Origin of the sequence: Thalassospira sp. UBA848 (assembly GCF_002295455.1) — a bacterium.
Taxonomy (GTDB): Bacteria; Pseudomonadota; Alphaproteobacteria; order Rhodospirillales; family Thalassospiraceae; genus Thalassospira.
The window spans coordinates 22,562-42,553 of the sequence record NZ_DBGS01000057.1 but is presented as its reverse complement, the minus strand read 5'-3'; the positions used below and the strand labels follow the sequence as shown (position 1 = coordinate 42,553).

Sequence of the window (19,992 nt, the reverse complement as noted above, 5' to 3'; positions counted from 1 at the left end):
ACGAACTCATCAAATCAAAATGAAAAGGCCGGCGCGGGCGGCATGTGCTGCCCCCGACCGTGCCCTAGCGGAGCGAAACCGTGAAAGAAACCGAAATTTCGAAACACACCATATCCGTTCTGGTGGATAACGAGTCCGGCGTTCTGGCCCGTGTTATCGGGTTGTTTTCCGGCCGTGGCTATAACATCGAAAGCCTGACCGTTGCCGAAGTTGACGCAAGGGCCCACCAGTCGCGTATCACTGTGGTTACCTCGGGCACCCCGATGGTCATCGAACAGATCAAGGCACAGCTTTCGCGCCTTGTCCCGATACACAAGGTCAGTGACCTGACCCTTGCCGGGCCAAGTGTCGAGCGCGAGCTTGCATTGGTCAAAGTGATTGCAGCGGGCGAAAAGCGTGTGGAATCCCTGCGTATTGCCGATATTTTCAAGGCGCGCGCAGTGGATGCGACCAACGATTCCTTCGTGTATGAAATCATCGGCAGCCCTGAAAAAATCGACGCCTTCATCAAATTGATGGAGCCGCTTGGGCTTTCGGAAATTTCGCGTACCGGTGTGGCAGCGATTTCGCGCGGCACACTGACGATGTGAGTTTGCCCTGCCCGATGATCCGCATCGGGTAAGGCATTGGGGCCTGCCCCATAATAATTATTACCATCCGCCACGCATGAAATAGCGTGGTCCAACGTCCAGAGGTATCGAAAGATGCGTGTTTATTACGACCGCGATGCAGATGTTAATCTGATCAAAACCAAAAAAGTTGCCATCATCGGTTACGGTTCGCAGGGCCATGCCCATGCACTGAACCTCCATGATTCCGGCGTTAAAGAAGTTGTTGTTGGTCTGCGTGAAGGCTCCAGCTCGCGCAAGAAAGCCGAAGCTGCCGGTCTGAAAACCATGACCCCGTCCGAAGCTGCGGCCTGGGCAGACGTTGTCATGATGCTGACCCCTGATGAGCATCAGGCTGCGATCTATGCCAACGAACTGCGCGACAACCTGAAACAGGGTGCTGCCCTTCTGTTCGCACACGGTCTTAACGTTCATTTCGGCCTGATCGAGCCGCGCGCTGACCTCGACGTCATGATGATCGCGCCGAAGGGCCCGGGCCACACCGTTCGTTCCGAATATGCACGTGGCGGCGGGGTTCCGTGCCTGGTAGCAATCGAACAGAACGCATCTGGCAACGCGCTTGAAGTTGCCCTGTCCTATGCTTCGGCAATCGGTGGCGGTCGTTCGGGCGTTATCGAAACCACCTTCCGTGAAGAGTGCGAAACCGACCTGTTCGGCGAGCAGGCTGTTCTTTGTGGCGGTCTGACCCAGCTGATCAAATACGGCTTCGAGACCCTGACCGAAGCTGGCTATGCGCCGGAAATGGCCTATTTCGAGTGCCTGCACGAAGTTAAGCTGATCGTTGACCTGATGTATGAAGGCGGCATGGCCAACATGCGTTACTCGATCTCCAACACCGCAGAATACGGCGACTATGTCACCGGCCCGCGCGTGATCGATCCGTCTGTCAAAGAACGCATGAAAGAAGTTCTTACCGACATTCAGGAAGGCAAGTTCGTCCGTGACTTCGTTCAGGAAATGCATTGCGGCCAGCCGATGTTCAAGGCAACCCGTCGTCTGCATGCTGAACACGAAATCGAAGAAGTTGGCGAAAAACTGCGTGCGATGATGCCGTGGATTGCTGCCAACCAGCTCGTCGACAAAGAAAAGAACTAAGCACAGCTTAGCTCATTCTTACGCAAACGGCCGTCCCGATGGGGCGGCCGTTTTGCTTTGGGGTATGTTGGCTTGGTCTATGCGCCTTGTTTCATCTGTCTGATCGGAAAGCGCAATTCGGTCGCAGCCCAGATCAAAACGCACAGGACCGATACCCCGGCGCCAAGAACCACCACAGCCGGCCAGCCGCCCATGCCATAGGCGATGGCCGAACTGGCAGAGCCACAGGCACCTCCCAGAAAGTAACTGGCCATATAGCCGGTGGTCAGGCGGCTGCGGGCCTCGGGGTTAAGGCGGTAAACCTCGCTCTGGTTTGAGATATGCGCCCCCTGAATGCCCAGATCGATCAGCACCACGCCAAGCGCAAAGGCAATCAGCGACCACTGCCCCCAATAAAGCAGCCCCCAGCTTAAAACCGTTGTCATCAGGAACCCGCCGGTACTCAGCCGCGCCCAGCCCTTGTCTGCCAGCCTGCCTGCGATACGGGCGGCCAGAATGCCAATTGCACCGATCAGGCCATACAGCCCGATCACGGCTTCGGACATGCCATATTGGCGCACCAGCATGAAGGCCATCGATGTCCAGAATATCCCGAACACGGCATATTGCAGCCCGCCAATCAGGCTGCGGCGGCGCAAGACCGGTTCATCGCGAAACAGATGCAGGATCGAAAGATACAGCGTGCGGTAACTGGTGTGTGATGTTGGCGGGATATGGGGAATGATCCGGTAACAGGCCACCGAATAAACCGCCATCAGAACCGAAGCCGCAATAAACACCGACCGCCACCCCGCAAGTTCGGCCATGATGCCTGAAAATGTCCGGGCCAGCAGGATCCCCATTAACAGCCCCCCCATGACGGTGCCAACCGCGGAGCCGCGCTTGTCATCCGTTGCAAGGTGTGCCGCCAGCGGCACAAGGATTTGCGCAGTCACGCAGGTGATCCCGACCGAGATGCTAAACACCACCAGCATCAGGAACGATGGGGCCAACCCCATTGCCAGCAACCCCACCGCCGTCAGGGCAGAGGTCACGGTCAGCAACTTACGCCGTTCATGATGATCGCCCAGTGGCACCACCGCGATCAGCCCTGTCAGATAGCCAAGCTGTGCGACGGTCACCAGAAAACCGGCCGTGGTTTCATTCAGCCCATATTCACGGGCAAGCAGTTCAAGCAGGGGCTGCACATAGTAAAGACTGGCAACGGACAGGCCGCTTCCAACCGCCATAAAGGCCAGAAGACCGGTTGTCAGAGTGGGCTTGGCATGCATGTTCGGGTGGGCCTTAAGTCGGTTGGTGGTGGGTTTACGATAGCCGCCAAATCAGGGACTTACAATGCGGTGTCTGTCAGAGGTGCCGTGCCGCGATGGCATCGACGGATGCCATAACGCACAGCAGCCATTCGCAAAACACCCTGCTTTGCGCTGGATTTCAAAGGCCGATCTGTTTAATTCTGGCCTTTAAAACTTTAACTCAAAGACGAGCATGATGAATGTCGGACTATATTGATATCGCCCCCGAGGTCGCAGAGGCCTTTGCCGCCGGCAAGCCTGTTGTTGCCCTTGAATCAACCATCATTTCCCATGGCATGCCCTATCCGCAGAACCTTGAAACCGCACGTGCGGTTGAACAGGATGTGCGTGATAACGGTGCCATTCCGGCCACCATCGCCGTGATTGGTGGGCGCTGCAAGATCGGCCTGTCGCCCGAGGAACTGGAATATTTCGCCAAGGGGACCGACATCCTCAAACTGTCGCGCCGTGACATCCCCTATTGCCTTGCAAAGAAACGTGATGGTGCCACCACCGTATCGGCAACCATGATCCTGGCTGAAAAGGCCGGTATTCGCGTTTTTGCCACGGGCGGCATTGGCGGGGTGCATCGCGACCTTGCGGGTAACTTCGATGTGTCGGCCGATCTGACCGAGCTTGGCAAAACCGGTGTTGCGGTTGTCTGTGCCGGGGCGAAGGCGATCCTTGATATTCCCAAAACGCTCGAACATCTTGAAACGCTTGGCGTACCGGTTATTGCCTATGGCACTGATGAATTTCCGGCATTCTATTCGGTTGAAAGCGGTCAAAAGGCGCCGCTGCGCCTTGACACCCCCGAGGAACTTGCCGCTTTCCTTAATTCGAAATGGGAATTTGGTCTTGAAGGCGGGGCCGTCATTGGCAACCCGCCAGAAGCCGACAAGGCACTGGCGCGTGAAGCCATCGAGGGGGCGATTGATAACGCCCTGATCGAGGCCAAGGAAAAAGGCATTCAGGGACGCGACGTCACCCCGTTCCTTCTGGCGCGCGTTACCCAGCTGACCGAAGGCAAAAGCCTTGAAGCCAATATTGCGCTGGTGCGTAACAATGCCCGACTTGGCGCTCAAATCGCAGCGTCACTCGCAAAGATATAAGCATACCCGTTTCAGACAATTGCAATGCGTTCCCCGAGCCGGTGCTTGGGGAACGCATTTGGTGCAGCAAATCGGGAAACCTTGTGAAAGACCTGACACCCTTGAACAGACAGGCTAGTCTGTAGTCTCCGGCTTGCCATTTGAGATCTCTTGAGTGCTCTTATTGCTCAGCGGGTCAGCAGAATTGGAGTTGGGCTCAGTGTCGCAATCTTCGGGCGCATCAAAATTTGCAGTCACCGAGCCAAGTTCACGCATGATCGCTGCAATTGCCGGAGACTCTACATCAGCGCAGAGTTCTGCATCCTCATAGCGCCGAAGGTCGTCTGACAAGAACTGCAAATTTGACAGAAGGATATCTGTTGTCTTGTCTGTGAGCTGCAATCTTCCATTATGGTGATTGGCGTTTTTGCGAAGGAGACGGGCAATTTGTTCGATGTGGTCGCTTAACATATCCTACGCACTTTTTTCTTGTATTCGGAATTATGCTGCAATCTATCACCAAAAATCACGTAGAACAAACGACATGACAGCATATATTTACCAATTTTGCGAAAAAATCGCGTAATTTGTTATTATAATTCTTTCAAGACACCCACTTTGGGGGTAGGCTTCTTGGCCATTCGGATAGACGCGCTCGGGAAAACTGGAATGAAAGTGGACGACACAGAACTGCTTGGCCAACGCATCGGCCTTTGTGAAAAGATTGCCGGATCGCGCGCGGCTCTTGCCGAACGCACGGGCATATCTGCGCGCACCCTTGAAAACTATAGCCATGGGCGCAACGATCCAAAGGCATCCGCCTGCGTTGCGATTGCACATGCAACAGACGTTTCAATCGAATGGCTATTGACCGGCCAGGGTGCCCCCGTCAACGAGCCAAACACATCCGAGGAAGAACTGGATCGCAAGATCGTTTTCAATATCGCTTATTTTCTGGCCAGAAAATCGCGTGCGGTCAAAGCGGATCCAGACGAGTTTGCCGACCTGTTTCTGTCATTGTTCGACTATTGTCGGGAGAAACAGCAGTCAGCCGGAAAGAGCTTTGATGCGGATTCCTTTGAAAACGTTGTCGAGTTTGCGTCAAAGCAGTTTCACCGCAATAGCGCCTGATCAGTTTACGCAGGCGCGTGTGCAGCGCGACCACATCCGTGCAAACATATCCTACTTCGGGAATGGCACACCCTTCGATAACGCGATCACGTCGAACTTCGGCCCGCCATCCCATTTGGGCGTACCACAATCTGATCGGGTTATCGCGAAACGCCCACAAGACCGGCGGCGTCAATTCATGTCCGATCATGAAGTCAAGCATGGCCATCATCATCATCGGCCCGACCTCTCGTCCACGAAAGTCGGGTAAAACATAGGCAGCATGCATTTCGCCCCGACCTTGAATGGCATCATCCTTGTTGGGACAACAAAAGCAAAAGCCGACCACAACGTGATCGGCCTCGACAACAAACAAAGCTTCGTCCTTGGCTTGGGATTCGAACCACTTTATCCATTGCGACTTGCGAAACTTGCGGTTTCGGCTTTGTAAAACCGTGCGCGGCATGAAGGAATAGGTTTCGCGCCAGCAGAAGGCGTGTATTTGCGAAACCTTTGAAACATCGTCTTTTTTCGCCAAACGGATCGTCATCATAACCCGGCTCCCTTGCTAAGAGTTCAAGGGGCTAGGATTACACATCTTTCACGTGTTGTTATTTACCGATACAACCATCTATGATGTGTCACGCACATTTTAGTCAAATGATGAGGGTGCCGGGACGGCCATATGCTCGATATTGATCTGCAAAAGCGACTGGACAAGGCAGCGCCACTGACAAGTGATCCGAAAACCGGGCTTTCAACGCCGCAACTTTGGGTTATGGCGATTGTGATCGCGTTGCTGTCAGCAACACTAAGTGTCCTGACCTATGACCAGCTTACGCAGCCAACGATGCTTCCAACTGACGAGCTTGGAAAGCTTGCGGTAATGATCAGTAACGAAACGGGAACAATTCCGGCCGACATATGGGCTGCCATGGAACGCCACATCGGAAAGCCTGCCGCCGAATTTACACCCGATGATCAGATGAAGGCCGTTAGCTTTCTGCTTTACCTGATGGAAAAACAGCCGTCTGAGACCATCAATATATGGTAACGACCGAACTGGTCACAACAACCGGGTAATCGCGCAGACGACGCCACATCGTCCGTGCGGGATAGGTATTCAGCCTTGTTTCGCTGATCCCCGAACGCCCATCAACAATCATCAGGCTTTCAAAAAAATCATCGGCCAATTGCATTTGGGCCGGTGCGGTCATGATTGTCTGGCCGCTTGTGGTAAAGGCAGAATAGAAGCACAGTCGGCACGCGCGTTCTGCGGGCAACCAGGCATCCGGTGTCATCACCGCCACCAGAACCCCCATTACCGAGCCGGAGACACCGCGCAACACCCGCGTAACCGGAACGAACGGAACGCCCGACTGCTTTCCAAGTACAGGGGTCCCGATATGGATGCGATCATCTTCCAAATTGATGGTTTCGTTAAAGTATGACCGTTCCGAAAGATCAAGATCCGGTGCCGGATGGCGCGTTGTATCGAACGTGAGGATGCCCTTTGCATTGATAAACAGCAAGGCACGTACAGCTTCGACCTGTTCGGTGTAGCTCGAAAGGCTTCCCTGAATAACAACGTCATTCATTCCGCCAGCATTTCGCAGCAAATCGGCAGAGCGGCGCATCAGGCCGTCTGTCTGATTAAGGATACTCTCGACATGTGTCGCCATCAGAAGGACGTTTTCCTCCAGCGAGACATTGTTGGCATTGGCGAAGGCACCGCCTGGTGCCCCCAAAAGACCCAAAATGACAATCAGCCACTTCTTCATCGTTCAATCCTGTGCTGTTCCCGTCCGGTGTACCCTAAAACAGACCGGTTCGTAAATCAGACATCGAACAGAAGCCAGCACAGGCGAAACAATTAACGCGGGATCGACCTAGCGCACCTTGCGCTGGATGCCGGGTTTAAGGCGGCTATCATCAATTGGCGCCCCCCAAACGGTATGACAGGGCAAGACGCCAGCCCAGACATCCAGATCGTAATCTTCTTCGTCATCGACCGGATCACCTGCACGAACCTTCGCCGATACCTGATCAAGGTCAAAGCCCAGGAACATGGTGGCCTTGAGTTCCTGTTTGGTGGGCTGGCGGATATGGTCCCACCGGCCCGGTTCAAGTTTTTCGGTAAACAGACGGGAATGTTCCATCTTGTCGGCGTCATCTGCCACGACTGTGCCGTGACCATAGATGATCACAGACCGATAATTGGCCGAATGATGGAATGCCGAACGCGCCATCACCAATCCGTCAAGGTGGGTAATGCACAGACAGGCTTCTGCCCCATCGGCAATCGCCGCAAGAATGCGGTTCTTGGAGGCGCCATGGATATAGATCCGCTCCCCCACCCGCCAATGGGCCGTCGGGATCATCGCCGGGCGCCCGTTCACCACGGTGCCGACATGGCAAATCAACGCATCATCAATGATGCCGTGAATTTGCGTGCGATCATAACTGGCACGGTTGGGGCCCCGTACAACTTTGGTGTGGGGCTGGACTTCATATTGATCAGACATGGCGGGACCTCTTCTTCAAAAAACCGGACGTCGAATTTGGCCCGATCATGGATCAAATTGGACTTTTCAAAAGGTCCATTATAATAAAAATGACAGAACCAATTATTCATCGGGGACGCGATGCCACGCAGCGATTACAGCTGGATCTATCCAAGTCAGATCAGTGATACCGACGATCAGGGCAGGATCACGGCCTATCGCCGTCTGTATCACGGGATTAGATCGGCTATCCTTGACGGGCGTTTGCATCCGGGCGAACGCCTGCCCGCCAGTCGCGATCTGGCAAGGTCCCTTGGCATATCGCGCAATACGGTGGTGGCCAGTTTCGATCTGCTAACATCAGAAGGCTATATTGAAACCCGCGTCGGTGCCGGAAGCTTTGTGGCCAGCACACTGCCCGACCGTGACATGCAAACCAGCCAAAACGCCAGGGCCAGACACCCCATCGCCCCCAAAGACCGACCAGTCCGGCTCAGCAAAAGTGCCCAGCGCATGCTGACCTATCAACGACGGTTTCCGCGCTTTCGCGTTGCCCGCCCGTTTAACCCGGCGACCCCCGATCTTGACGGCTTCCCGTTTGATCTTTGGGCGCGATTGCTGCGTCGATCATGGCGCGCGCCAGATATCGATCTGACCATACCGGATGATCCGCTTGGCCTGCCGCTGTTGCGGGCTGAAATTGCCAAATGGCTGCGGCAATCACGCGGGGTCAATTGCGATGCCGATCAGGTGATGATTGTCTCGGGCGCCCAGCAGGCACTTGATCTGGCCGCACGCGCCCTTGTCGATCCGGGGGATATCATTGCGACCGAGGATCCGGGATATGAAGGCATCCGTGGTGTACTGGCAGCAAGCGGGGCTGTTGTTCATCCGATCACAGTGGACGAAGACGGCCTCGATGTTAAAGGTCTGACAAAGACCCCTTCGCCTGCCCGAATTGTGGTCACCACGCCATCACGAAACTATCCGCTGGGTACCACGCTGTCGCTCGCGCGGCGCTTGTCGCTTTTGCAGTGGGCGCAGGATAACGATGCGTGGATTGTCGAGGATGACTATGACAGCGACTATCGCTATGACGGGCCGCCGCTATCATCCCTGCAGGGACTGGATACCGACAATCGGGTGATTTATGTCGGCACTTTTTCACGGGTGATGTTTCCGGGGATCCGCCTTGGTTACCTGGTCCTGCCGCCAGCACTGGTTTCGGCCTTTCGCGGTATTCGCGGTTTTGCCGATGGCGTGCCAGCCCCGACAACCCAGGCCGCCCTTGGTGCGTTTTTTGCCGAGGGGCATTTTGGCAGTCACGTGCGCAAGATGCGGATGCTATATGGCGAACGGCGTTCACACCTCAAATCACTGATTGCCGACGATGCATCCGATATCCTGTCCGTATTGCCATCAGATGGCGGGTTGCACCTATGCGCCCGTTTGACCCGGGCGCAAGACGATATCAATATGCAGGAAGAACTGGTGAAGGTGGGTCTGGATTGCCGTGCATTGTCGTCCTACTTCGAGAAATCCCGCTCAGAACACGATGCTGTCCCTGTGCGTGGATTGGTGATTGGCTTTGCCGGATGGAAAAAAGATGTTCTTTCGCAAAGTTTCGGTGAACTGGTCAGAACCATCAGACGTATGTCTTGATGTACCCCGAGCCAGAGAGAGCGCCTCGACTTCCCCTCTAGACGCTGTCACGGTCGTGACGCTCTCTCCCCTCCGGCATCAGATCTCCCCAAGACATTGCCCAGAACACAGCCCAGACAAGCAGGAAGACAGATGACTGAACGCCCGATCGCGATCATGTGGTTTCGAAGCGACCTTCGACTGGCGGACAATCCGGCGCTTCTGGCTGCCCAAAAATGGGCCAAGGAATATGACGGCGCTGTGCTTCCGGTCTTTATCCTTGATCCGGTGATTTCAGATCAGTTGGGCGGGGCGACGAAATGGTGGCTGGAAAAAAGCCTGACTGCGCTGAACCGCGATATCGCCGAGCTGGGCGACACCAAATCTGATCGCGCACTGCGCTTGTTTGCGGGGGATGCAAAATCCATTCTGGAAAACATCGCTGACGACAAACCTGTTCAGGCCGTATTCTGGAACCGTCTTTATGACAAGCCATCGACCAAGCGCGATACTGACATCAAAACGATCCTTCAGGATCAAGGCCTGACCTGCGAAAGCCACAAGGCCAATCTATTGTTTGAACCGTGGGACGTCAAAACTGGGCAAGGCACAGATTTCAAGGTCTATAGCCCGTTCTGGCGCGCTTGTCAGAAGCTGCCGACACCGCGTGAGCCCCATGCACCCCCGAAAAGCATTGAACTGTTCAAGGGCACGGTTGATGGACAAATCAACATCACCGACTTTGACCTGTCGCCTAAGCCGGTGAACTGGGCCGTTGGCCTTGACGAGCGGTTCACCCCCGGCGAACAGGGCGCAAAAGACCAGCTTTTTGACTTTATCGATGATCGTCTTACCGATTATGCCGATATGCGCGACCGCCCGGATCGCCGGGTAACGTCAGAACTCTCACCGCATCTGCGCTTTGGCGAAATCAGCCCCTATCAGGTTTGGCATGCGGCCAACCACTATTCCGACGCCAATCCGGGCAAGGGCAAGACCGCCTCGAAATTCATCGCCGAGCTCGGCTGGCGGGAATTCGCCCATCACATCCTGTATCATGCAACCGATCTGCGTTCTGTTCCGCTTCAGGGCCAGTTCAAGCATTTCCCGTGGTCAGAAGACGCAAAAGGCCTTCGCGCCTGGCAAAAAGGCCAAACAGGTTTTCCGATTGTTGATGCCGGCATGCGCGAACTCTGGCACACGGGCTATATGCATAACCGCGTGCGGATGATTGTCGGCTCGATCCTGGTGAAGCATCTTTTGATCCACTGGCAAGATGGTCTGGCATGGTTTGATGACACGCTGGTTGACGCCTGCCCGGCCAACAACCCGTTTTCATGGCAATGGATCGGTGGGTGCGGGGCCGATGCCGCCCCCTATTTCCGCATTTTCAATCCGGTGCTTCAGGGCGAAAAGTTTGATCCCAAGGGCGACTATGTCCGCCAATGGGTGCCGGAATTGCGTGACATGCCCGAACAATATATCCACAAACCATGGGAAGCCTCCCCGCTCATCCTCAAGGCCGCTGACGTAACTTTGGGGAAAACCTACCCCGAACCCTTGATCGGACTTAAGGAAGGCCGTGAGCGGGCTCTTGAAGCTTATCAGGACATGAAAAAGGCTGCCGGGTAATCCCGACAGCCTTTTGCGCAACTGGCAGCGACGGTTTTCTATTTCCAGAAAACCTTCTGGTCGGTGAAATCGTGCATGGCGTCTTCGATCCCCTCAAGACGATGATCGGCACGGGCCCCGAACCAGCCCGATATCAGCCCCACCGCAATCATCCCGTCTTTTGAAAGCTGTGGGGCCAGTGCCATCAACCGTGCCTCTGCAACGGCGGCATCCTGAAGCTGTCCCAGAATTTCCTGCATCGTCGTGAGTTTGGAGCGGAACTTCTTGACCTTTTTCGAACCGTAAATCGCGCCAAAAAACTCGGTCCCGTAACGCATCTGTTTGACATCAAGACGAAGCGCATGAAGTTGTGGCGTCGTCAGACCCGCAACGTGATCATCGCGTTTGGTGACCCGTTTATAGGCCTGTTCCAAAAGCGGCTCGGCCATCTCAGACACCGGTGCGGCCATCGCCTTCATCTGCGCGGCAGTCGCCCCTGATGCCCAGCGCGAATAGCTTGCCCATGCGCCAAGCAGCAAAAGCAACTGACCATATTCCGGTTGATCGAGCATCTTGCGCGCGTTGGCAAGGGCAGCCTCGCGCTGTTTTTCCGCGGCCTTTCGCAGTTCGGCAACACCGGTATGATCCGGGAAGCGTTCCTCGATCATCGGCAGTGTCTCGGTCAGGAACACGTCCCAATCGCGCAGGCCATCAAGCCCCTTGCTGCAAAGCTTCAACAACCGGCGCAGCAAGACGGCTTCGCCCGCAGGCAGGTTTTTCTTAAACAGGTTAAGCGCCACCCGCAGGCGGCGCATGCCGACACGCATCTGATGGCAGCCTTCGACATCAAGATCCTGACGCACGCAGACCTCGTTGCTCAGGATCATGCGCAGTCCTTGCGCGATCACAGCACGAAAGGCGGTTTCAGCCGACATATCCGGGGTCAGTTTGACCGCAGCTGCGCGATAGGCCCCCGGCCCCTTGCCAAGGTAAAGATCACGCCCCCGAGAAGCCTTGGATCGCATACTGAGCAACAGCGGCACGGTGCGTTGCAATTCAAGGGCAAGATCAAACAGGGCCGCTGGATGGCCTTTTTTCAGTTCAAACTCGACTTCGGAAATCGGCACTTCCTGATCACCAGAACGCACAACGCCCTGATCAATGGCAAGCTCCATGACCGCATCACGATAGGTTAAGTCCACCGCGCCACGCTTAAGGTCACTTTCGAAGATGCGGTCGATCTTCTTTTTCTTCACAAACTTCTTGAGAAGCTTTTTGACACCCTTGTCGGTAAAACGATCAAGATCAAGGACACCTTCTTCAAGCTCGACCGTCCACTCATTGCGTTCGGGCAAGGCTTCACGCAAACCGTTGGTTGCCTTGACGGTCTGTTCCCAGCCCTGCGTACCCTTCTTGCGCAGGCGAACCGCCAAACCTTTGTCAGCCAATGATAGTTTGGGCGTATCATGATAGATGGAGACAAGGTGCGTGGTCACCAGACGACGGCCTTCCTTGACTTCACGCAGAACCGGTGCGCTTTTCAGGCGCGCAACGTGCTTTGGATCGATGCGAAGTTTGAGTTCGATTTCGATCTGCTTCTCGGCCATCTGGTTCCCCTAAGCGAGTGATTATAACAGCGCATCAGCACTGTTCCGCCATCAAGTAGTAACCAATTTTATGTTTCAGCGGGTTGAAACACGAAGCGAGACTGATGTTAGCGGAATGTAAGATTTTCGCAACAAAAGGGCAAAAAACGCCCACGAAATCAAGCCTTAAAAGGCCAATCAACACTTTGCTCAAGCACTTGTTTTCATACGAAAATGAATTGAATAAATCAGGTTCACTTAACGCTTTTCTCCAACGGGATAACTCGAATGTTTACCGGTCAAGACAGTTGCAAAGCCATTGCCAGACAAACGATTCCGAATGGCTGAGATGGTGTACTTTGATATTTGAACCCTGTCGTTTGCGAACGGTCCGATGTCAGTTAAAGTCACCGCAAATTCAATTAGTCAGAGCGTGAAAATGCAAAGCCTTGCCCGGATCTTCAAGACAACACTGATCATTGGGGTCGTAAGCCAGTTAATCGGGTGCAATACCGGACCTGATGTTAACTTTGAGGCATGGCAGGAAAAGCAATCTTCATCGGCGGTGCAGTATACCGTCGATGAAGAAGTCAAAATCACCTTGAACTGGTCGCGGATTGGCCCGTTCTCGCGCTATAACACGCGGCTTCGCGCGAACGCGTTTAGCGGCTTGATCGACATCTATGGTGCGCAGACCTGCCTTGGGAAATACGTCCGTGACGACCGCCTGTCCCCTGCGCATGGCTGGTGGGAAATCGTTTGCCCCGACGAAAGCTATGCCGCGGGGAATTTCCGGATCGATGTTCAGGGAAACATTCAAGGCGTTGGCACGGCAATCAATGGCGAAGACGTCTCGTTCGCGCTTGCCATTCCAAATTGAACCTTCCGCATTCCGTTTTATGCGTAAAATCAGCTTTGATTCATCCTCAGGCCTTCCCCCACCTATGAACAGGTTTCTTGTCCCTCACAAGTCGTTATCTTGGTTTTGGGACATAAAATACTGAGGGCAAAAATGAATTCCAAACTGAAGATCAAATTTCTGGTCGTTGGCGCGATTGCAACCCTGCTGGCAGGTTGCCAGACAACGAAGAACAACAAGTTCTCGGAATGGGAGCAAAAACCGCTGGGGAAATCCAGGTTCAACGTTCCGACCATCTCAAACGTGCCAGTGACAAAACTGGAACAGAACGAACGCAACAATGGTCAGGTACAGAATGACAAATGGGAACTGGCCTGCGGTCAGGGCTTTGTGACGACGGCACATACATTCGATGGCTGGTTCGTCACACAAACCGAAGCAGAACTGGCAGACGAGGACGAGTTTCGCGCGACGTTCAAAAACACTGGTATCGTCATCCAAAATGCCATTCCGATAACGTCAAACGCAAATGGCAAGGCCGTTGGCTATTACGGCGATGCAAAGCTCAATGATCTTCCAAACTGCACAGTCGCAAAGTTTGGCGTGCGCGCAGTTCGCGGCGTCAAGATCTACGACAGTGACCGTGGCACCATTGATACAATTGTCACGGCATTCTATTGCGGTCAGTCTGAATTCAACATGCCACGTTTCACACAACAGCTCTCTGTCATTGACGACCGCGAAGCTTATGCAGCGCAGGTAAACGGGTTGCCTTCGGCGCGTTGTGGGTCAGATGGCGGCCAAGCCGACGTATCATCGCAGACAGCAGGAACAGACTGGGTCTCGAACACCAAACTGGGGACATATGAGGGAACCGTCGATATGTCTTGGGGAAACAACCTGCAAGATAGTGATCTTGCAGCCAATATTTCTGTGAGGGATTACGGCGGCGCATTGAAGTTCGCTGGCCCGAGCAAGGATCAATGCAACTTGCAATTCCGTGTCACGAAATATGACACCCCCGAAGCCGGGACATGGTTTGCCAATTGTAAAGCAGGAGATTTCGCATCCGGCGATTTCCGCGTCGACAAAACCAGACGCCTGATCGCGGAAGGTGAAAATGACGCGAAGGATGCGGTTGAGTTTTCACTGCTGCTTCCACAGCCATAATCTGGCGCACCAACGAAAGACAGGTTCTGCGCTTCGTTCAGTTTTGGTCGATGCCAATACAATTGCGAAGCTCAGCCCGCCAAAACAACAAACCCGGCCACAAGGCCGGGTTTCCTATAAACGGCCCGGCACGCCCATCAGGGCTCTTGGCCCAAACCAATAGAATTTCATTGCTGCCCGCGCACTCTGTGTATTGGTCGATGCTTCTACGAAGCCAGATGAACCTGTTGTCGCGTAATACTGCGGCTTAAGACCAAGACAGCCGGTCAAGAAGTACCGCGCGCGGTGATGTTTCATTCGACGTACCGGTCCCAGATCGAGTTTGATCTTCACAATTACGTACGCACCTTAAATCAGATAAAACGGATACGTTACTTGCGCATTGCTGCCGCAACCGTACAGTTGCAAGGAAACTATCGAAAGATCGGAGAGCAGATGCGTATTGGCCCTATGACTGCCATTATGAGCTTGGGGGCTTCCCTGTTCTTGAGCAGTTGCACAAGCACACCTCAACCAGCATCTTCAAACATCCAAACGGACCTTGAAGAGCCTTATCCCCAAAAAGGTGTCGTAAAGATCAGTATTGGCTGGCCGCGCCTGGGCCCTTTGACAAGCTATGATGCCCTGGTTCAAGCCAACGAAGCTGAAGGCCTGATTGATGTATATGGCGAACAAACCTGCCGGGGCCGGTTTGAGTACACCAGCGAAGTACCTGATTTCGATGGCTTGTGGGAATTGTTTTGCGCCGATGATGGTACCTATGCTGGCGGGTTCTTTCAGCTCAATGATCAGGGCACTATAATCGCGTCCGGCATTGATATGTACGATACACAGATTTCGTTCACCCTGCCGGTTCCGGACTGACCGGGCGCAAAAACAAAAAACCCGGCCAGAAGGCCGGGTTTTTTTGGCTACCAAAAGATGGTGCCCAGGGGCGGACTCGAACCACCGACACGCGGATTTTCAGTCCACTGCTCTACCAACTGAGCTACCTGGGCAAATCCGACTTTCGTCTCCGTTTCCGGAGTGTTCCCTGCGGAACGAGCGGGGTTATACAAACTCCTTTGGGGCTTGTCCAGCCTCAAATCGCATTTTTTTTACGATCACGCGTCGGATTAAAATTCTTCTTCATCTTCAAGGTCTTCGAGATACTCTGGCGGCTCGCTGGCGGGAATGGCGTAGCTTTCATTCATCCATTTGCCAAGGTCGAGGTCTGCACAGCGTTTGGAGCAGAACGGCTTGTATTTTTCATCGGCCGGCTTGCCACAAACCACGCAGTCCGAGCTGGCTGTTTTCGTTGTCTTTTTTTCATTCATGCTAGTTCTTCTCCAACCGATAGGCATCGTCTTCAAGGGTCGGGTCCGCGACAATTTTCGGCGCAACCCCAAAGGCATTTGTCAGGATCTGGATCGCATCGTCCCTGTCCGCAAGTGTCTTTGCCACATCGGAGTTTACGGACAGATCAATCATCCCGCTCACCCCGTTTCGGGTCTCTGCAACAGCGGCGCGCACAACGGAATTCAGTGCTGCATCCGGCAAAAGACGGGCGCGTCCCCGTGGTGCAAACAAGGTGGCACGAAGCGATTCGCCAGCACGTTGTCGGCTGAATTCATAAAGCCCCAGTCGGGTAAAGCCGCCAATCTGAACCGCACCATCAAGTTCGTCGCCAAAGGCATCACGGATTGCGGCGTCAAACTTGTCGCGCCCTGCCCGTGATTTCATGCGAAGCGGATCAATCACCACAAGGCCACCGATGTTGCGCAGGCGGATTTGATGCACGATTTCGGTTGCCGCCCGAAGATTGACGTCGACCGCACGGGTTTCGCTGTCGCGCCCGGCGTCTGCCCCGGCGGCATTTATATCAATGGCACAAAGTGCGGTCGCCGGATCAATCGCGATCCAGCCTCCGCCGTCCAGTTCAACGCGCGGTGCCAAAGCAGCGGCAATTTCTTCTTCGATATCCTGATCATCGAATAACAGTCGACGACCGACATGGCGCACAAGATTGCCATCGGACTTGCCAAGCATGGTGAGCAATCCACGCAGGCGTACGAATTCGCCTGTTCCATCAACAACACATGCGCCGCCCGCCATCAGATGCCGCTCGATCACCTGATCGGTTTCTGATTGCGCCTTGCTGACCAGTTGCGGCCTGGATGCCTCAGACAAGGCCTTTTGGGCCTTTTGCAATTGTGATTTCAGAAGCTTGTATTCAGCCGTAATCGTATCAGCCGTCCAATCCAACGCAACCGAACGAAGCATGATGCCGTCTGCATCGGCTTGAAGTGTGCTCAGCAAGTCGAGGAGTTCGGCGCGTTTAACCCCGTCCTTAAGCTTGCGGGGCAGTTCGATATGGTTTGCGCCCGGGCGCAGGATCATGCCGACCCCTTCGATTGCAATCCGCCCGGTAAGCTTTACACCCTTGTCTTCAAAACCAAGACGGGAAATCTGGACGAGAACCCACTGCCCTTCATGAAGCGGGCCGTGATAGCGATCAAACGGAAGAAGCCCGTCAGCCATACCGTCCAGAGCAACCATGGCAGCGGCCATTTCAGGCATCAGTTTTGAAACACGGCCAAGATGGATATCAAAGCGTGCGGGACCACCGCGATCAATCCACAATCGCGTCAGGCGGTCATTCTCGATCAGGGCAACCCTGCGCTCAAGCGCGACGGCGTCAATCAGCAGGCGGGTATGATGGGTGCCGCCAACTGCCATGATCAAACCTCTTTGGGGGTATAGCCAAGGCCGCGCAGAAGACCGTCCACCTCGCACAGCGACAGTCCGACGACGTTGGAGTACGATCCCGAGATCGCCTTTACAAAGGTCGCTCCGTAGCCCTGAATGGCGTAGGCGCCTGCCTTACCCTGCCATTCATCATGGGACAGGTAACGGTTCAGGTCATCCTCGCCCAGGGTTCGGAACTTTACCTGTGTCTCGATCACACGTGAACGCGTGGTGCCGTCGGGCGCAATCAGGCACATGCCACCATAGACCCGATGCCTGCGCCCTGAAAGAAGGGTCAGGAAGTTTCGCGCCTCGGCCACGTCTTCTGCCTTGCCCAGCGCACGTCGGCCGCAGGCGACAACCGTATCGGCGGCAAGCACAAAGGCCCCGCCATTGGTCTTGGCAACAAAACGTGCCTTTTCCTCGGCAAGGCGAAGGGCAAGCCGGCGCGGGCTTTCATCGCGCTCGGGTGTTTCATCGATATCTGCGGGAACAACCTGATCTGGCACAATTCCGATCTGCGCAAGCAGCTCAAGACGGCGCGGCGATGCAGATGCCAATATCAGTTTCGACAAGATGTGGCTCCCGGATATCCGTCCCAGACCATTCCGATCAGAAATGTGATGGATACTCACATTTCGATGCAGGCAGCAAAATGCACCCTGACGGCAAGGGTAAACGCCCCGCCAGACAAGGTCAATTTGCGCTTGGTCGTGGTTTCAGATTACTTGAAACGGAAGGTAATACGACCTTTGGTCAGGTCATAAGGGGTCATTTCGACGCTGACACGGTCACCTGCGAGAACACGGATACGGTTCTTGCGCATTTTACCCGAGGTGTGGGCAAGGATTTCGTGGTCATTGTCCAGCTTCACGCGAAACATCGCATTGGGCAGAAGTTCAACGACAGTGCCCTGAAACTCGATAACGTCTTCTTTAGCCATGTGACTCCTAGCTTTCGTATTGCAATATCAAAATACCGGTGGGCCGCAAACTGCTCTGAACCGGGCAAAAGGTCAAGTCCTTTCACGCCCAAAGCAGGGCGTTACAGCACTGCGTTAAACGAATGGCGTAGTCTTGGTCTTGTCAAACCGCCCCCAAACCGACCGCGACCAAAAGAACGTCGGTTGCCCCCTTTCCGAATGTCTCCTTGCATCCTAGGATACCTCCTTGTCTATGACACCATGCAGAAAGCCACCTGATGACCAATCCTCACACCATTGAAATACGTCTTGCGCAACGTGATGACGCAACGGCACTTCATGCCATGATTTGCGAGATCGGAAAGGCAACAGGATGCGCGGACAAGATTGCGAGTACCCCCGAAGATCTGGCGCGCGACGGATTTGGCGAGCACCGTGCATTTGAAGCATTGATCGCCATTGACGATGACACGCCGGTCGCCATGTGCCTGTTCTTTCCAAGTTATTCGACATTCCGCGGACGGGCCGGGCTTTATATTCAGGACCTTTATGTCGCGCCAAGCCATCGCGGTGGCGGTTTTGCCAAACGTCTGGTCAGCGCGGTTGCCAAACACGCCCATGCCAGCGGCAAATCGTATATCCGGCTATCGGTTGATGCCGAAAATGCAGTGGGCCAACGGTTTTATGAGAAGCTTGGCATGCGTCACGCCGATGATGAGAAGATCTATGTGCTGGACGGTGATGCGTTCGACGCCCTGGCGAGATCGAATTGACGACCCACCCGGTCAGACTTTTGGCGCAGGCCCGATTGGAAAACGATCAAGAATGCGCTTTTTAATCTGATCACGTACCTGGCGATAGGCTTCCAGACGGATTTCACGTGAACCTTCGACAATCGTGGCATCAAATGTATTCCAGAATTCCACGTCGCACGCCATCGTGCGGGTCATTTCGACCGCACGGTGCTGGGCCTCGGGGGACATCGTGATGATCAGATCAAAGAAGCCGTCTTCAAGCTGATCAAAGGTTTTGGAATTGTATGAGGAAATATCAAGACCGATTTCCTCCATTACCGCCACGGCAAAGCCATCAAGGTCACCGGCACGCACCCCGCAACTTTCAACATAAATGCGGGTCCCGTGATAGTGACGCATCAGGGCAGCAGCCATCACCGAACGCACGGCATTGTAGCTGCAGGCAAAAAGAACCGAGCCGGGAAGTTCTTCTGCCACCGTGCCTTAACCCCGGATGTGAAGGACACAAATCAGCGTAAACAGGCGACGGGCGGTATTTTCATCAATCGTCACCTTGTCGGCAAGCAGTTCGCGCAGCTGTTCGGACCCTTCATTGTGAAGACCGCGACGCGCCATATCGATGGTTTCGATCTGGGCAGCGCTGGCCTTTTTGATGGCGTCATAATAGCTTTCACAGATCATGAAATAGTCTTTGACGATCCGGCGAAATGGCGAAAGCGGCACGGGAATGGTGGTAAGGTTTTCGGTATCATCATCGCCGCGCACATCCATATAGATGCGGTTGTCTTCGATGCGCATATGTACCGAATACGGCCCTTCAAACCCGCCTGCGGGTTCGAAATGGTTCTCTTCCAGAAGGTCATAGATCGCCACCGCCTGCTCGTGCTCGACCTCAGGACGGCGCCTTACCTTGTATTTCTCGTCAAGATAGATACCGGCAATACACTGGTTTTCTGCCATGGCTCTCTCCCTGCGGTCCCCTCACACGCTGCATTGCAAC

At 54.4% G+C, this 19,992-nt stretch carries 22 protein-coding genes, 1 tRNA gene and 1 pseudogene; 11 read left to right on the top strand and 13 right to left on the bottom strand.

The window, feature by feature from the left end; all coding sequences use genetic code 11:
- Positions 1-80 precede the first annotated feature (80 nt).
- Together ilvN and ilvC are read left to right on the top strand one after the other, a co-directional pair.
- Positions 81-590 carry an acetolactate synthase small subunit gene (gene ilvN, locus B2R48_RS07570; protein ID WP_062956151.1) on the top strand — a complete coding sequence of 170 codons (510 nt, stop codon included), beginning with the start codon at positions 81-83 and terminating at the stop codon, positions 588-590.
- 114 nt (positions 591-704) lie between these two features.
- Positions 705-1,724 (top strand): ketol-acid reductoisomerase, encoded by a 1,020-nt coding sequence (ilvC, locus tag B2R48_RS07565; protein ID WP_296999232.1) that lies wholly within the window; start codon positions 705-707, stop codon positions 1,722-1,724.
- A 77-nt stretch (positions 1,725-1,801) separates the two neighbouring features.
- Here ilvC and B2R48_RS07560 read toward each other — a convergent pair whose 3' ends face one another.
- Positions 1,802-2,995, bottom strand: coding sequence for an MFS transporter (locus B2R48_RS07560; RefSeq protein WP_296999230.1), 1,194 nt, complete (start codon positions 2,993-2,995; stop codon positions 1,802-1,804).
- A 221-nt stretch (positions 2,996-3,216) separates the two neighbouring features.
- Here B2R48_RS07560 and B2R48_RS07555 point away from each other — a divergent pair, with 221 nt between their 5' ends.
- The gene (locus B2R48_RS07555) at positions 3,217-4,128 is read left to right on the top strand and encodes a pseudouridine-5'-phosphate glycosidase (RefSeq protein WP_213473933.1); all 912 of its coding nucleotides are present in this window, start codon (positions 3,217-3,219) and stop codon (positions 4,126-4,128) included.
- A 114-nt stretch (positions 4,129-4,242) separates the two neighbouring features.
- Here B2R48_RS07555 and B2R48_RS07550 read toward each other — a convergent pair whose 3' ends face one another.
- The gene (locus B2R48_RS07550; protein WP_296999227.1) at positions 4,243-4,578 is read right to left on the bottom strand and encodes a hypothetical protein; all 336 of its coding nucleotides are present in this window, start codon (positions 4,576-4,578) and stop codon (positions 4,243-4,245) included.
- A gap of 198 nt (positions 4,579-4,776) precedes the next feature.
- On the opposite strand from B2R48_RS07550, the gene B2R48_RS07545 reads away from it, so the two are divergent.
- A complete protein-coding gene (locus B2R48_RS07545) occupies positions 4,777-5,238 on the top strand; it encodes a helix-turn-helix domain-containing protein (protein ID WP_296999225.1) in 462 nt (153 codons plus the stop codon).
- 163 nt (positions 5,239-5,401) lie between these two features.
- Here the strand turns inward: B2R48_RS07545 and B2R48_RS20350 are convergent.
- Positions 5,402-5,683, bottom strand: a pseudogene (locus tag B2R48_RS20350) (GNAT family N-acetyltransferase); the annotation flags it as partial.
- 219 nt (positions 5,684-5,902) lie between these two features.
- Between B2R48_RS20350 and B2R48_RS07535 the strand changes: the two are divergent.
- Positions 5,903-6,271 (top strand): hypothetical protein, encoded by a 369-nt coding sequence (locus B2R48_RS07535; protein WP_062956170.1) that lies wholly within the window; start codon positions 5,903-5,905, stop codon positions 6,269-6,271.
- Here the strand turns inward: B2R48_RS07535 and B2R48_RS07530 are convergent.
- Positions 6,258-6,998, bottom strand: coding sequence for a PDC sensor domain-containing protein (locus tag B2R48_RS07530; RefSeq protein WP_062956172.1), 741 nt, complete (start codon positions 6,996-6,998; stop codon positions 6,258-6,260). The two genes, B2R48_RS07535 and B2R48_RS07530, sit on opposite strands and share 14 nt — an antisense overlap.
- 108 nt (positions 6,999-7,106) lie before the next feature.
- Complete coding sequence (locus B2R48_RS07525; protein WP_296999219.1) at positions 7,107-7,742, bottom strand: pyridoxamine 5'-phosphate oxidase family protein; 636 nt, start codon at positions 7,740-7,742, stop codon at positions 7,107-7,109.
- 120 nt (positions 7,743-7,862) lie between these two features.
- On the opposite strand from B2R48_RS07525, the gene B2R48_RS07520 reads away from it, so the two are divergent.
- A complete protein-coding gene (locus tag B2R48_RS07520; protein ID WP_296999217.1) occupies positions 7,863-9,383 on the top strand; it encodes a PLP-dependent aminotransferase family protein in 1,521 nt (506 codons plus the stop codon).
- A 132-nt stretch (positions 9,384-9,515) separates the two neighbouring features.
- Positions 9,516-10,994: a cryptochrome/photolyase family protein gene (locus tag B2R48_RS07515; RefSeq protein WP_296999215.1), complete on the top strand. Its 1,479-nt coding sequence runs from the start codon at positions 9,516-9,518 to the stop codon at positions 10,992-10,994.
- A gap of 38 nt (positions 10,995-11,032) precedes the next feature.
- On the opposite strand, the gene B2R48_RS07510 is transcribed toward B2R48_RS07515, so the two are convergent.
- Positions 11,033-12,580 (bottom strand): CYTH and CHAD domain-containing protein, encoded by a 1,548-nt coding sequence (locus B2R48_RS07510; protein WP_296999214.1) that lies wholly within the window; start codon positions 12,578-12,580, stop codon positions 11,033-11,035.
- Positions 12,581-12,998: 418 nt separating this feature from the next.
- Between B2R48_RS07510 and B2R48_RS07505 the strand changes: the two genes are divergently transcribed.
- From B2R48_RS07505 to B2R48_RS07495, 3 genes are all read left to right on the top strand, one after another.
- Complete coding sequence (locus B2R48_RS07505; RefSeq protein ID WP_213473926.1) at positions 12,999-13,439, top strand: hypothetical protein; 441 nt, start codon at positions 12,999-13,001, stop codon at positions 13,437-13,439.
- A gap of 132 nt (positions 13,440-13,571) precedes the next feature.
- Complete coding sequence (locus B2R48_RS07500; RefSeq protein WP_296999210.1) at positions 13,572-14,588, top strand: hypothetical protein; 1,017 nt, start codon at positions 13,572-13,574, stop codon at positions 14,586-14,588.
- A 375-nt stretch (positions 14,589-14,963) separates the two neighbouring features.
- Entirely contained in the window at positions 14,964-15,452 is a 489-nt protein-coding gene (locus tag B2R48_RS07495; protein WP_213473924.1) for a hypothetical protein, read from the top strand.
- 58 nt (positions 15,453-15,510) lie between these two features.
- Here the strand turns inward: B2R48_RS07495 and B2R48_RS07490 are convergent.
- The 5 genes from B2R48_RS07490 to infA all read right to left on the bottom strand — a co-directional run bounded on the left by B2R48_RS07490 (position 15,511) and on the right by infA (position 18,258).
- Positions 15,511-15,586: transfer RNA gene (locus B2R48_RS07490), tRNA-Phe, on the bottom strand.
- Between the two features lie 117 nt (positions 15,587-15,703).
- Positions 15,704-15,904, bottom strand: coding sequence for a DNA gyrase inhibitor YacG (locus B2R48_RS07485; protein WP_062956190.1), 201 nt, complete (start codon positions 15,902-15,904; stop codon positions 15,704-15,706).
- Position 15,905: 1 nt separating this feature from the next.
- Entirely contained in the window at positions 15,906-17,306 is a 1,401-nt protein-coding gene (locus B2R48_RS07480) for a ribonuclease E/G (RefSeq protein WP_296999207.1), read from the bottom strand.
- 2 nt (positions 17,307-17,308) lie between these two features.
- Positions 17,309-17,890: a Maf family protein gene (locus B2R48_RS07475; RefSeq protein WP_296999205.1), complete on the bottom strand. Its 582-nt coding sequence runs from the start codon at positions 17,888-17,890 to the stop codon at positions 17,309-17,311.
- A gap of 149 nt (positions 17,891-18,039) precedes the next feature.
- Positions 18,040-18,258 (bottom strand): translation initiation factor IF-1, encoded by a 219-nt coding sequence (gene infA, locus B2R48_RS07470; protein WP_007092059.1) that lies wholly within the window; start codon positions 18,256-18,258, stop codon positions 18,040-18,042.
- Positions 18,259-18,515: 257 nt separating this feature from the next.
- On the opposite strand from infA, the gene B2R48_RS07465 reads away from it, so the two are divergent.
- Complete coding sequence (locus tag B2R48_RS07465) at positions 18,516-19,010, top strand: GNAT family N-acetyltransferase (protein ID WP_296999203.1); 495 nt, start codon at positions 18,516-18,518, stop codon at positions 19,008-19,010.
- A gap of 12 nt (positions 19,011-19,022) precedes the next feature.
- Here B2R48_RS07465 and B2R48_RS07460 read toward each other — a convergent pair whose 3' ends face one another.
- Both B2R48_RS07460 and B2R48_RS07455 read right to left on the bottom strand, forming a co-directional pair.
- On the bottom strand, positions 19,023-19,469 hold the full coding sequence (locus B2R48_RS07460; protein WP_044828075.1) for an arsenate reductase ArsC: 447 nt from the start codon (positions 19,467-19,469) through the stop codon (positions 19,023-19,025).
- 6 nt (positions 19,470-19,475) lie between these two features.
- Positions 19,476-19,952 (bottom strand): UPF0262 family protein, encoded by a 477-nt coding sequence (locus tag B2R48_RS07455; RefSeq protein WP_044828074.1) that lies wholly within the window; start codon positions 19,950-19,952, stop codon positions 19,476-19,478.
- Between the last annotated feature and the right edge of the window lie 40 nt (positions 19,953-19,992).

What these genes read in the sequence shown, in the direction of transcription:
- B2R48_RS07530 (WP_062956172.1), bottom strand. Translation starts at nt 6,998, where the DNA reads ATGAAGAAGTGGCTGATTGTCATTTTGGGTCTTTTGGGGGCACCAGGC.
- B2R48_RS07485 (WP_062956190.1), bottom strand. Translation starts at nt 15,904, where the DNA reads ATGAATGAAAAAAAGACAACGAAAACAGCCAGCTCGGACTGCGTGGTT.
- B2R48_RS07455 (WP_044828074.1), bottom strand. Translation starts at nt 19,952, where the DNA reads ATGGCAGAAAACCAGTGTATTGCCGGTATCTATCTTGACGAGAAATAC.
- B2R48_RS07505 (WP_213473926.1), top strand. Translation starts at nt 12,999, where the DNA reads ATGCAAAGCCTTGCCCGGATCTTCAAGACAACACTGATCATTGGGGTC.
- ilvC (WP_296999232.1), top strand. Translation starts at nt 705, where the DNA reads ATGCGTGTTTATTACGACCGCGATGCAGATGTTAATCTGATCAAAACC.
- B2R48_RS07500 (WP_296999210.1), top strand. Translation starts at nt 13,572, where the DNA reads ATGAATTCCAAACTGAAGATCAAATTTCTGGTCGTTGGCGCGATTGCA.
- B2R48_RS07515 (WP_296999215.1), top strand. Translation starts at nt 9,516, where the DNA reads ATGACTGAACGCCCGATCGCGATCATGTGGTTTCGAAGCGACCTTCGA.
- B2R48_RS07545 (WP_296999225.1), top strand. Translation starts at nt 4,777, where the DNA reads ATGAAAGTGGACGACACAGAACTGCTTGGCCAACGCATCGGCCTTTGT.
- B2R48_RS07480 (WP_296999207.1), bottom strand. Translation starts at nt 17,306, where the DNA reads ATGGCAGTTGGCGGCACCCATCATACCCGCCTGCTGATTGACGCCGTC.
- B2R48_RS07465 (WP_296999203.1), top strand. Translation starts at nt 18,516, where the DNA reads ATGACCAATCCTCACACCATTGAAATACGTCTTGCGCAACGTGATGAC.
- B2R48_RS07535 (WP_062956170.1), top strand. Translation starts at nt 5,903, where the DNA reads ATGCTCGATATTGATCTGCAAAAGCGACTGGACAAGGCAGCGCCACTG.
- B2R48_RS07560 (WP_296999230.1), bottom strand. Translation starts at nt 2,995, where the DNA reads ATGCATGCCAAGCCCACTCTGACAACCGGTCTTCTGGCCTTTATGGCG.
- B2R48_RS07525 (WP_296999219.1), bottom strand. Translation starts at nt 7,742, where the DNA reads ATGTCTGATCAATATGAAGTCCAGCCCCACACCAAAGTTGTACGGGGC.
- B2R48_RS07510 (WP_296999214.1), bottom strand. Translation starts at nt 12,580, where the DNA reads ATGGCCGAGAAGCAGATCGAAATCGAACTCAAACTTCGCATCGATCCA.
- B2R48_RS07520 (WP_296999217.1), top strand. Translation starts at nt 7,863, where the DNA reads ATGCCACGCAGCGATTACAGCTGGATCTATCCAAGTCAGATCAGTGAT.
- B2R48_RS07555 (WP_213473933.1), top strand. Translation starts at nt 3,217, where the DNA reads ATGTCGGACTATATTGATATCGCCCCCGAGGTCGCAGAGGCCTTTGCC.
- infA (WP_007092059.1), bottom strand. Translation starts at nt 18,258, where the DNA reads ATGGCTAAAGAAGACGTTATCGAGTTTCAGGGCACTGTCGTTGAACTT.
- B2R48_RS07550 (WP_296999227.1), bottom strand. Translation starts at nt 4,578, where the DNA reads ATGTTAAGCGACCACATCGAACAAATTGCCCGTCTCCTTCGCAAAAAC.